Below are 11,107 nucleotides of genomic sequence, written 5' to 3' on the forward strand. Positions count from 1 at the left end.
CTGCCTCGCCGCCTCACAGTCCCACCGCGACCAGGGCGATGTCGTCGCGGGCGCCGTGGCTGACGCCCAGGCTCTCCAGGAGGACGTCGGCGAGGCGCTCCGGGTCCAGGCCGAGGCACCGGCCCAGGGTGTCGGTCAGGCGCCGCAGGCTGATGTCGATGTCCTCGTCCCGGCGTTCGATCAGACCGTCCGTGTAGAGGACCAGGATGTCGCCGGGCTGGTAGGCGATGCCCGCCTGGGGGCGCGGCACGTGGGTGAGCCGCGCGCCGAGCGGCGGGTCGGTGGCCTGGTCGAGCAGGTGGCAGGTACCGTCGGCACGCATCAGGACGGGCGGCGGGTGCCCGGCGCTGGAGTAGATGATCAGCTGTGAGCGGGTGTCGACGAGGGCGGTGACGGCGGTCGCGGCCAGGGCGCCCTCCACGGAACGCGCGTACAGGCCCAGCACCTCCAGTGCCTGGGCGGGGCCGGGGACGGTGCGGCTGGCCGCCGACAGCGCGCTGCGCAGCATTCCCATGACGGTGGCCGCCTCCAGGCCGTGGCCCACCACGTCGCCCACGGCGACGAAGAAGCGCCCGTCGGTCAGGTCGACGGCGTCGTACCAGTCCCCGCACACGTTCAGCGAACCGATGGCCGGCAGGTAGCGCACCGCCACGTCGGGGTGGCGTGCGAGGTCGGGTGAGCGCAGCATGGCCTCCTGCAGGGTGATCGCCACCTGCCGCTCCCGCGCGTGCGCCTGCCGCAGTTCCTCGTTCAGTCGCTCCAGTTCCTTCGCCCGGGCGTACAGCTCAGCCTCGATACCGGCCTCCATTCCGGCTTCCGGCGGACCCGAGGCGTCGATGGGAGTGCGGCGCCAGTGCCGGCGGTCGCGGATGAAGGGGGGTGTTCACCGGTGACCACCAGCGTTCCTCGAAGCCCCCGGGGTGTTCGGCGCTGGGGATGTCGTAGCGCTGCACCGCCATGCTCTCCGCCTGCCCCGTGGCCAGCACCCGTCGCAGCGAGGCCGACACCTTGCGCGCCCCGTCGGACTCCGGATCGGCGGGGTTCTCGGGGATGGCGTCGAAGAGGTACCTGCCGAGCAGGTCCCCGGCCGTCCGGCCCGTCACGCGGCAGTAGGCGGCGTTGACACTCACGGTCACCAGGTCCAATGTACGTACGCGGTCCCGGCCCCGCACGCCGCCGCGAAGCAGGGACGGTGGTCACGCGCGCAGGCGGCGAACGTACACCGCGGTCAGCGCGACGGCACGGTCCTCGTCCTGGGACAGTTCCTCCAGGGCACGTGACGCCCTCGCGCCCGGGATGCCCGCGAGCGCCTGGGTCAGCCGTCCGCGTGCGGGTGCTCCGGTGGTGCCGTGGGCGAGGCGCCCGACAAGTCTGCCGGCGATCCGGTCCGCCATCGCGGTGTCGGCCGCGAGCACGCTCAGTGCGTCCGCGGCATCGGTGTCGTTCCGCCCCTCCACGATCATGTCGACCAGCTCCGGCGCCGCCTCGGCCACGCCACGCGTCCCGAGCGCCAGCGCCGCACACCCGCGCACCGCGGCGTCGGGGCCGGCGAGAGCGTGCCGCAGGTGCCCGGTGACCTCGTCGCCCGGCAGCTCGGCGAGGCTCTGCACGGCACGTTCCCGCACCGCGGCCGCCGGTGAGCCGAGGGCTTCCGCCAGGAGCGCCGGGCCTCGCTCGCCCGACCGCGCCAGCGCCCACCTGAGAGCGCCGGCGACGATCGGGTCCGGCTCGCTCAGAACCGCCTCGACCAATGCCTCCACCGGCACCGGGACCTCCTCGCCGGAGGACAGGGCCGCGCGCTGGCGGGCGCCGGGACTCTTCGATCCCAGCGCCTGGAGGAGCGCGACGACCTGGAGAACGTCCTCCCAGCCGGCGGGGTCCGCGGCGTCGATCCGGGACAGCCGCGTGAGCAGCTCGGTCTCGGCCGCGACGCGTTCGCGTGTCCGGTGGATGAGGTCGCCGACGAGTTCCGAGGGCATGAAGCCGGGGTCGTCGAGCGCGCGCCCGATCTCACGCAGCGACAGCCCCAGCGACCGCAGGCTCTCGATGTGGAAGATCCGCCGGATGTCCTGGCCGGAGTACTCCCGGTATCCGGAGCCCGTTCGGCCGGAGGGTCTCACCAGACTGAGCGACTCGTAGTGTCGGAGCATGCGGGCACTGACCCCGGACCGTCGCGCCACCTCACCGATCAACACGTCCCATCATCCCTCATCGCCCTCGTCTCATCCCTCATCGCCCTCGTCTCATCCCTCATCGCCCTCGTCACCGGCTCCGCCGAGGGCCACCACGCGCTTCGCCTCCTCGATCGCGAACCCGAAGCCGGTGTCCGGGTCCCGGAGCAGCCGCTCCGTGGCTAGGGCGTGCGCCCGCACGAGCGGGTCGGCGGCCGTGGTGACCGCACGCAGAGCGGGCACGATCGCCTCGCCCAGTGCGACCAGCGCCCGGCTGAGACTCAGCTGCGTCTCCCGCCCACCGCGGCCGAGCTGCGTCACCAGCCCCGCGGCCAACGCGGGCTCCTCGCCCTCCGGCACCAGCACGACCGCGGCCCGCCAGGCGCTCCGCGCCACCTCGTCGTGGGCGTCGGACAGCAGCGCAGGCGTGATGGCCGGCCACGCCCGCCGGTCCCCGAGCTTGGACAGTGTGTGCAACGCCTGGCTCCTCGCCCGGGCGCGCTCCGAGCGGACCTCACGGACCAGCCCGGGGAGTGTCACGGAGACCGGGTGCCGGGTGAGCGCCCAGGTCAGCATGTCGCGGACGAAGAAGTCGGGCTCGACCGCGCATCGCTCGACGAGCTTGTCGACGAAGCGCGGGTCGGGCGTCGTGCCCACCGTCAGAGCGGCCCGCAGCCGCACCGACGAACGGCTGTCCTCCAGCGTCCGGAGCACCCGGAGGGCGTCGGCGTCGTCCTGTGTCGTGGTCGTCATCGAGACCACCTCCCTGACGAGCAGTGAAGACCCTGCCACGGTGTCAAGGTCAAGTCGGGTAGTAGTCCCCGTCCAGGAAGTCCGGGTCCGCCTCGAAGTAGAGCGTCGGGTCGTGCCAGATGAAGGAGAAGGACGGGCAGGCCTCGTCCCCGCCGTCCCACCATGCCTCGACGGTGACGGTCCGGGGGCGCAGCCCGTGCGGCCGCAGCTTGAAGGTCTCGTCGTACTGGCGCAGCCATCGGGTGGTCCCGTGGCCGATGCGGTGTTCGCCGTCGGCGGTCACCTGCCAGTGGACGGTGTGGTCGGTGCAGCCCTCCGGTACGGAGACGCGGACGGTGCTGCTCAGCAGCGACGCCTCGCCAGTGCCGAAGCCCGACGGGACGGTGAACGTGCTGTCGACGTCGTGACGGACGTCCCAGACGTAGGCGTAGACCGCGTCGGCGAGCTTGCCGCCGCCGGAGACGGTCTGCTGTACGGGTCGGTCCCCGCTGTCGTAACTCAGTTGGCGGCCGGAGATGCTGCAGGCCGCCGCGAATCCGGCGATGACGCCCATGGTGAGCAGCAGCCCGGCTGTGGTGCCGCCGAGCCAGGCGCCCGGGCGGTCGGTGAATCCCATCCGCTCCTCCTCACCACGGGACCAGGTCGAGGTTCACTGCGAGGCGGGGGTCCGTCCAGACCAGTCCGAAGCTCGGGCAGGGTTCGGTGCCGCCGACCCAGGAGGCGCTGATCGTGACACGGTCGGGGGGCCCGTCCAGGGGTACGTCGAGGGGCACTTGGTGTTCCGTCTCGCCGGTGAGGGAGCCGTGGTCGCCTTCTTGGCCGTCGATCGTGATCTCCCACTCGATCGTCCGGTCCTTGCAGGGGCGGGGCACGGAGATCACGAGGTCGCCGGTCAGCTTGTCGGCGGCGTCGTTCTCGTCCGGGCGGAACGTGCTGGTCACGTCGGTCTCCACGTCCCACACGTAGTGGGGGCCCTCGCCGCTCGCCAGGTCGGACGTGCTCGGCATCGACGCGGGCTTCCGGCCGGAGTCGTACTTCAGCGCCACCGTGTCCAGCGTGAACGCCCAGGCGATCACGACATACAGGACGGCGAGGACGGCCAGCGTCCCGGAGGTGCGGGCCACGGGTGCGGGTGGGCGAGCGGCCGGAGTCGTGCCCGGCGCGCCACGTGCCGCCGAGGTCTTCGACGGTCCGCCGCCGCGCACCGCCGATTCCGTCGCCCCGGACTGCGTGGACGCCACGCCCACCAGTGCCTCGGCCGCGGTCGCGTCCCGCCCCTTCTCGTCCAGCAGCAGGCGCACCTGCTGGTTCAGTACCCGCACCTCCGCGTCCAGTCGCCGCACCCGCTCCTGTGCCAGTGTCAGTTCGCCCTCGATGCCCCGGCTGTAGTCACCCGCCCGGGTGAGGCGGTGGGTGAGGAGTTCCACCTCCTCCTGCCAGTACTGGAGCTGGGTCGCGGCGTCGGGTGCGGCTCGCTGGGCGGTGCGGCGCAGGGTGTGCAGGTGGGTCAGGTCGGTCTCGGAGAGGCGGTCGGCCAGGGCGTTCACGAAGGCGCGTGGGGCCGCGCGTTCGCCCCGGAGGTAGGGGGCGGTGTCCGGGTCCGCGGCGCCGTCGCCGTCCCGCACGGCCTTGCGCAGCGCCGCCGCGTACGCCTGCGCCTCGGGTCCGGCTGCCGGGCTCCATCTGTTGCGGGCGAGGGTGATGCGGTGGCCCTCGTTGCGGGCACGCTGCTGTGGCACGGGTCGCTTCCTGGCCTGCAGTTCCCTGCGCACATGCCGGTAGACGGTCTCCATGTCCAGCATTTCGGGGCCGTGGGGCACGCCTTCGGTGACCGCTCTCAGCAGTGCGCCCGAGAACGCCGTGTAGTGCTCGCCCTTCGGTGCCATGGCCCGCTCGGTCTCGGCGGACGCGGTCAGGACGTACGTGCCGTCGATGTCGCCGCAGTCGGCGAGTTGGAGTGGGGCGCCCATGTATCCGTGCAGGGCGCGGCCGCTGTAGCAGCAGTCGAGGACGACGACGCGGCTGAGCGCGGCGCACTCCTCGGCGACCTGGTAGCGGAGCTGGTCGTAGGCCACCGCGTGGAAGAGCCGGCCCGGTGGCGAGTCCGAGAGGGCCAGGTAGAGGTCGCCGACCGGGGACAGCAGGCCGTGGCCGGCGAAGTAGACGAACAGGGCGTCGGTCGCCTCGGTGGCGGCCGCGTGCACGGCGTCGAGGACCTGCGTGGCCGACTCGGGGTTGGACAGGACGGTGCAGTGCTCCGGTGGCAGGCGCCACGAGTCGGGGCCGGTCAGTACGTCCTTGAGTCCGGTGAGGTTGTTGGCGACCGTGGGCAGCGGCTGGAGCGGATTGGTGTACTGCTCCACCCCGATGAGCACCGCGCGGGAGGCGGCGGGGTCGGGCAGGGACGTCACGCCGGCCCCGGGGTGCCGTCGTCGTCCCGCCGCGAGGGTTCGTCCGGAGCGTCCGGGCGCGGTGCCGGCCCGTCCTCGCCACCCGGATCGCCCAGCAGCTCCACGATCCGCAGCAGGGTCTCGTCCGACGCGCCCGCCACCGTGAGCGACCGGGAGCCGACGGTGATGGTGATGGACGGGGCGGTGCGTCGCGCCGCGCGCCAACTTGCGTAGGCGAGGGCGAGGTTGAGTGCCGCGAAGGTCTGGCCGAGTACGAGGTTGACGATCTCGGTGGCGCCCATGGTCTCGCCGGTGGGATCCGGCGACCCGAGTGTCAGCTCGGCGTGGCGGCGGACGTCAGGGTCCTTGCGCAGCCAGGCGTACAGGTCGAGCACGGTCTGTACGTCGTCGTCCGGCTCGGCCCTCAACTCAACGTGCATGACCGTCCCTTCGCGGTTGGGCGGGCATCCAGCGTAGGAGGCGCGCGTCGCCGCGAGGAGGTGTACGGGACATTCCACCGGAAGGTGTTGCGGAGGCCCGCTCGGCCTTTCCGCACGGGGCCGACGGCCACTGTGGGTGGCCGTCGGCGTCCTGGTGTCCGTCAGTCCCTCTTCCGACGTGCGGTCAGTTCGCGTTCACCAGGTCGTGCGGCGGCACGGTCACCGTCCGCTTGTCCGGCTTGCCGCCCAGCACGATCTTCCGCAGGGCGCTGTTGTTGTCGACGCTGGTCTCCTTCAGCCGCTTCTCCGGGTTGGCCAGCACCTGGATGTAGTACGTGCCGTTGGGCACGTCGGTGATGTCGAAGGACTGGCCCGGCAGGTCCTGCGAGTACGTGTCACCGGAGCCGACGTCCAGCACCTCGCGGACGGAGATCGAGTTCTCCTCGCCGCAGGCGGTGGACAGGTCGGTGTTGAACGGATGCCAGTTGGCGTTCTTCACCGTGTAGTCGATCGCGTCGGTGTTGGCGAGGCAGAAGGCCTCCTTGCCGCTGCGCACGGCCTCCTTCTTGTCCGCCTTCAGCAGCCGGTAGCTGGCGAAGTCGGTGAAGTGCCAGTGCACGTGGCCCGGGCGCGGGTCCCATTCCATGGTGCCGGTCGGGGTGTAGCCGACCTGCTTGCCCTTGGCGTCGTAGAAGTACTGGTAGGCGTCCATCTTGGCCTTGCCGGGTGAGCGGAAGCCGTCCACCACCAGCTGCGCCGGGCCGGCGTTCCACACGTTGGCGCTGAACGCCAGGTAGTCCTTGCCGGGGATGTCCTTCTCGCCGTCGCTGATGACGATGCCGTAGGCCGGCAGCGAGCGCAGGTCGGGCTTGGGGACGTCCGGCACGGTGGGCTTGCCCGCGGGCCGCTTCGCGAGCGGCTGGAGGGCGGGCGCCTTGCGCGAGCCGTCGGTCTGGCCACCCGTGTCGCCGACCCGCATCGAGCGCGCGGCCTGCTCCTTCTTCAGCGCCCACGGCAGGGCCGGCGGAGCGGCCTTCAGCGGGCCGTGGCCCACGTTGTACGAGGGGCTCGCGCCGCTGGTGACCGGCGCGCCGGCCTGGGCGGGCGTCGGGGCGTGTCCCGGCCCGTGGCCCGCGTGCGCGGCCGGTGCCTGGTGGGCGGCTCCGTGCCCGGCGTGCCGGCCGGCCGACGCGGCCGGGGAGGCGGGCTCGGCGGCGCCCTGCTCGTCCTCGTAACTCCGCTCCTGCACGGTCACCTTCACCGTGGCCGGCTTGTTGGCGATGCCGAACAGGTCGCGGTACTTCTTGGCGACGCCGACCTTGGCGGTGTAGGTGCCGGCCGCCAGCTTGACCGGTTCGGTGTAGGAGCCCGCGTAGGTGTTGGCCGCCCAGCCCTTCTCGACTCCCCATACCGAGCCGAGGGTGAACGGGTTGGTGGGGCAGCTCTCCGGATACTTGGAGGTGGCGGGCGCGTCCGGCCGCACCCGGCCGCTGGCGTTGTTCGGGCAGAAGTCCTCGGTCCTGGCGAGGACCTTCTTGCCGGCCTTGTCGGTGACCGTGATCTCCGCGAAGCCGGGGAGCCCGGCGAAGTCCTTCACCGTGCCTTTGGGCAGCGTCTTGGCCTTGGCCTTGCCGCCCTCGTACACGGTCTGGGTGATGGCCACCGGGTCCTTGTAGGACTTCCGGGTCACCTTCAGCTCGAACGGGGTTCCCTCGGCGGTGAGGTAGGTACCGAGGTCGAGGTAGACGCCCGGCTCCTCTTTCCAGGAGGTGAGCGTGATCGAGTCGGTCGCGGCGATGAGGCTCAGCTTGGGCCCTGTGGCCGCCTTCGCCGGTTCCGACGTGGCGGCCACGAGGCCGGCCGTCACGGCCATGGCGGCGACGGCCGTGATGCCGGCGAGCAGCGGACGCCGCAGCCGGGTGGTGCGCGTTCTGGTCATCGATCCCCAGTCCTCCGGGTGTTGGGGGCACTCGCTGTGCCCGCGCTGTGAGAGGAGAGGACCCGATGCCCGGTTGTCCGGGACGGGGAAAACGGTGGCAGGTTGGCCGGATCCCTGTGTTCCAGCGGAAATCAGGCTGAAGTCACGGGTATTGCCCACTCGGTGACGAGGTCTCTGATATGGGGACGTTGTCCGGAACTCCTCGGTCCCCGTCCCAGCCCTTCCTCCCCCACCAGCCGGCCGCACACGTCGGCCGGATATGGTCGTGTACATGCAGCCCACATACGTCCCCGCCGTCCCGCCTCCGCCCGCCCGCAGCCGGTGGCCGCTGGCGACCGCCGTCCTGGTGGGCCTGCTGATCGGCGCGGGAGGCGTGGGTGCCACCTGGGCGCTGGCCGGTGACGAGTCCGCCGGCGGTGGCAGCGCGCGAGGCGACGCCCGGGGCGCGTGCGACGCGCTGACCGCCATGGACGAATCGAAGCTGGCGACGCGCGGCAAGGTGGGCGAGCAGGCGCTGTACCGCTTCGCCGCCGCCTTCGATCTGTCGACGGCCGCCGCCGCGGGCGACTCCTCCTACGAGCCGCTCGCGAAGGCCGTGACCGGCGCGCACAATCGGCACCGTCAGGTCTTCGAGGTCGATGCCGGGGTGAAGGCGAAACTGAGCGAGGCCCGCGGCATCTGTGCCGACCTCTGAGTCCCGGAGCGGCTGCCCGCGACCGCGGTCACAGCGGTCTGGCCGGCCAGTCGAGCAGGCGGGCGCCGATGACCGCGGTCTGCAGCATGTAGCGCTGTACGGGCTCCGTGGGATCGACGCCCGTCAGTGTGTGGACGCGTTCCAGGCGGTAGGTCAGCGCTCGGACGCTCAGTGAGAGTCTGCGGGCGGTCTCGGCGGCGACGCAGCCGGCGTCGAAGTACTCGATCAGCGTGTCGAGCAGTGGCCGTGCTCCGCCGCGGGCCTGCTCCAGCGGGCTGAGCGTCTCGCGCACGAGGTCCACCAGGGCGGGCCGGTCGCGGGCAAGGACCGGGAAGACCAGCAGGTCGGCGGCGCGCAGCAGCGGGTCGTCGAAGCCCATCCGGTGGGCGACGTCCAAGGCGTTGAGGGCCTCCTGGTAGCTGTGCCCGATCCCCACCGCGCCGGAGCGGGGGCGGCCGAGGGCGACCTGGCCGCCCTCGGTCGCGGCGTGCGCCTGTTTGGCGAAGCGGGTCAGTATGTCCCCCTGGTCGCCGGGGGCGATGCAGACCATCCGGCCGTCCTTGGTGGTGAGCAGGAGACGACGGCTCTCGAAGTGGCTGAACAGGGCGTCCTGCACCTGCCGGGGGACGGAGTCGGTCTCGTCGTAGGCGACCGGTCCCTCGGCCACGGCGACGGCGTGGACGCGGGACAGCCGCAGTCCGAACCGTTCGGCCCGTGCGGCGAGATGGCCGGAGTCGCCGCGCCCGTGGAGCAGGTCGTCGATGAACTCCCGCCGGGCCGCCTCCTCCTGGCGTATGACCAGCCGCTGGGCGCTCTCGTAGCCCTCGGCGAAGGCGTCCAGTGCCTCTTCGAGGACGGACAGCACGTGGTCGGGCGACGCTGTGGCGGGCCATGCGCCGCGGCTGGCCGCGAGGTGTTCCCGGACGAGAACCCGCCAGCCGAGTCCGGAGGCCGCGGCACGTGCGCCCAGTTCGCGGCGGGTGGCGCGTTCCTCGCGGGTGAGGCGGCGGCCGGTGGTGGCGGCGTCGGCCAGGACCTGTACGAATCCGTCGAGGAACGCCCCGGGCGGGTCTTGTACGGTCACATGCCCCTCCTGGCGGTTGCGGGAGTCGCGGCGGATTCCCGGCGCATGCCCACAGGAAGGCCGTGAGTGCTTCACGAGCGGGAAAGTGCCTGTTGAAGCAGTGAGGCTCGCTAAGTAAGTTTACCGTACGAGACGAACGGGCCGCCGTCGACGAGCGGCAGCTCGGCCAGGGCCTGCCAGCCCGTGGGAGTCAGGGCGACCACGTGCAAGGCGTCGATCCCGGTGAGGATCGGGAGGCGGCCTGCCGTGCGGGCGGTGATGGCGGCTGCGGCCTCGGGTTCCGCGTCCAGAGCCACGGTGACATGCACCGGCGGATCGGCGCCGAACCGGCCGCCGTAGGGGGCCTGTGCCGGAAAGGCGGTGCGGACGGCGGTGGCCACGCCACACATCTCAGGGACCGGGACCCCGACGAAACCACCGATCCGTTCGACCGCTGCAAACTGGATCGGGATGCGGCCGGCCGGCAGCGCGCCCCGCAGTCGGCGCAGCTCCGGCTCCCCCACCTCGTCGACGGCCAGCCATGGGTAGAGCAGCGCGGCATGCGCGGGCACGCCCGGCCGCACCGCCCGCGGGTCCACGCGGGCCGCCGACTCCAGCAGCGGTTCGGCGTCCGGCAGCACGGCCAGCACCGCTGTCGTCCCCACCTGAGTCATTCTCCGTACCTCTCTCCGGCGACGGACTCACTTCGGCGACGGACTCACTCCGACGACGGACTCACTCCGACGACGGGCTCACTCCGACGACGGGCTCACTTTGGCGACGGACTCACAGCCGCCGGACGCGCAGCACGCCCGTCAGCATCGGCAGGGTGAACTCACCGCGGGCGGTCTCCGCTCCGCCGGCCAGGAGGGTGCGGATCCGGCTCAGCGTGGCCGCTCGTTCCGGTTCAGGCATGACCAGCACCCCCGCGCGTGTCGCGATGGTCGCGACGAGGGAGTCGGCGGTGCGGCGCTGCCCGTGCGCGAACTCGGCCTGCTCCGGGGAGCCGAACCGGGCGGCGGCAGGAGCCTCGGGGAGGTGCATGCCTGCCGTCTCGACCCGCCAGACGGCGGGCGTGTCGCGCGGGCCGAAGGCCGCGCTCCCGCCGACCCGGACGAGTTCGGCAACCCACTCGGCCCGGTCGTCGACGAGGTTCCAGAGGCCGGCCAGGATGCCGTCGGGTGCGAGGACCCTGGCGATCTCGGGTCCCGCGACGGCCATGTCGAACCAGTGCATGGCGTTGCCCGCCAGCACGGCGTCGACGGAGGCGTCCGGCAGCGGGATCGCCTCGGCGCTCCCCGGCAGGGCACGCACGTCCGGCAGCGAGCGGCGCAGCTCGCTCAGCATCGCCGGGTCGGGCTCGACCGCGACGACGTCGGCACCGAGGGCGACGAGCGTGGCGGTCAGCTTGCCGGTTCCGGCGCCGAGGTCGAGCACGCGCGGGCCGGGCGCCGGCTCCAGTGCCCAGCGCACCGCGGTCCGCGCGTAGTCCGGACGGTGTTCGGCGTACTCGACCGCCGCCGCGCCGAACGACGAGGCGTGAGCGGGCCGTTCGTTGTGATCCATTGGTAGTCAGGGGCGCGGTGCCCTTTCGAGCCCGTTTCCCCATTCCCCTTTCAATCCGTGCGTGCGGTTTTCCCGCACACGGCTTACCGAT

At 72.2% G+C, this 11,107-nt stretch carries 10 protein-coding genes and 1 pseudogene; 1 reads left to right on the forward strand and 10 read right to left on the reverse strand.

The features are described from left to right. Positions 1-13: 13 nt before the first annotated feature. The 7 genes and pseudogenes from ACFWR9_RS35980 to ACFWR9_RS36010 form a co-directional block, all read right to left on the reverse strand. Positions 14-1,142 (reverse strand): annotated as a pseudogene (locus tag ACFWR9_RS35980) (PP2C family protein-serine/threonine phosphatase); the annotation flags it as partial. Positions 1,143-1,196: 54 nt separating this feature from the next. Beyond that, positions 1,197-2,195: a MerR family transcriptional regulator gene (locus tag ACFWR9_RS35985; protein ID WP_383849950.1), complete on the reverse strand. Its 999-nt coding sequence runs from the start codon at positions 2,193-2,195 to the stop codon at positions 1,197-1,199. A 48-nt stretch (positions 2,196-2,243) separates the two neighbouring features. Then, on the reverse strand, positions 2,244-2,924 hold the full coding sequence (locus ACFWR9_RS35990) for a HEAT repeat domain-containing protein (protein WP_383849953.1): 681 nt from the start codon (positions 2,922-2,924) through the stop codon (positions 2,244-2,246). A gap of 49 nt (positions 2,925-2,973) precedes the next feature. Then, complete coding sequence (locus ACFWR9_RS35995) at positions 2,974-3,540, reverse strand: hypothetical protein (RefSeq protein ID WP_383849956.1); 567 nt, start codon at positions 3,538-3,540, stop codon at positions 2,974-2,976. Positions 3,541-3,550: 10 nt separating this feature from the next. Then, positions 3,551-5,335, reverse strand: coding sequence for a caspase family protein (locus ACFWR9_RS36000; RefSeq protein ID WP_383849959.1), 1,785 nt, complete (start codon positions 5,333-5,335; stop codon positions 3,551-3,553). Next, positions 5,332-5,754 carry a hypothetical protein gene (locus tag ACFWR9_RS36005; RefSeq protein ID WP_383849960.1) on the reverse strand — a complete coding sequence of 141 codons (423 nt, stop codon included), beginning with the start codon at positions 5,752-5,754 and terminating at the stop codon, positions 5,332-5,334. Before ACFWR9_RS36005 ends, ACFWR9_RS36000 begins: the two co-directional genes overlap by 4 nt. Positions 5,755-5,938: 184 nt before the next feature. Continuing rightward, positions 5,939-7,693 carry a lysyl oxidase family protein gene (locus ACFWR9_RS36010; RefSeq protein ID WP_383849962.1) on the reverse strand — a complete coding sequence of 585 codons (1,755 nt, stop codon included), beginning with the start codon at positions 7,691-7,693 and terminating at the stop codon, positions 5,939-5,941. A 271-nt stretch (positions 7,694-7,964) separates the two neighbouring features. Between ACFWR9_RS36010 and ACFWR9_RS36015 the strand changes: the two genes are divergently transcribed. Beyond that, positions 7,965-8,387 carry a hypothetical protein gene (locus tag ACFWR9_RS36015; RefSeq protein ID WP_383849965.1) on the forward strand — a complete coding sequence of 141 codons (423 nt, stop codon included), beginning with the start codon at positions 7,965-7,967 and terminating at the stop codon, positions 8,385-8,387. A 28-nt stretch (positions 8,388-8,415) separates the two neighbouring features. Here ACFWR9_RS36015 and ACFWR9_RS36020 read toward each other — a convergent pair whose 3' ends face one another. The 3 genes from ACFWR9_RS36020 to ACFWR9_RS36030 all read right to left on the reverse strand — a co-directional run bounded on the left by ACFWR9_RS36020 (position 8,416) and on the right by ACFWR9_RS36030 (position 11,016). Continuing rightward, on the reverse strand, positions 8,416-9,471 hold the full coding sequence (locus ACFWR9_RS36020) for a PucR family transcriptional regulator (RefSeq protein WP_383849968.1): 1,056 nt from the start codon (positions 9,469-9,471) through the stop codon (positions 8,416-8,418). Between the two features lie 110 nt (positions 9,472-9,581). Continuing rightward, positions 9,582-10,124, reverse strand: a complete 543-nt coding sequence (locus ACFWR9_RS36025) for a hypothetical protein (protein WP_383849970.1) — start codon at positions 10,122-10,124, stop codon at positions 9,582-9,584. Positions 10,125-10,236: 112 nt separating this feature from the next. Next, positions 10,237-11,016: a class I SAM-dependent methyltransferase gene (locus ACFWR9_RS36030; protein ID WP_383849973.1), complete on the reverse strand. Its 780-nt coding sequence runs from the start codon at positions 11,014-11,016 to the stop codon at positions 10,237-10,239. Positions 11,017-11,107: the final 91 nt, after the last annotated feature.

Origin of the sequence: Streptomyces sp. NPDC058534 (assembly GCF_042717365.1) — a bacterium.
Lineage (GTDB): Bacteria > Actinomycetota > Actinomycetes > Streptomycetales > Streptomycetaceae > Streptomyces.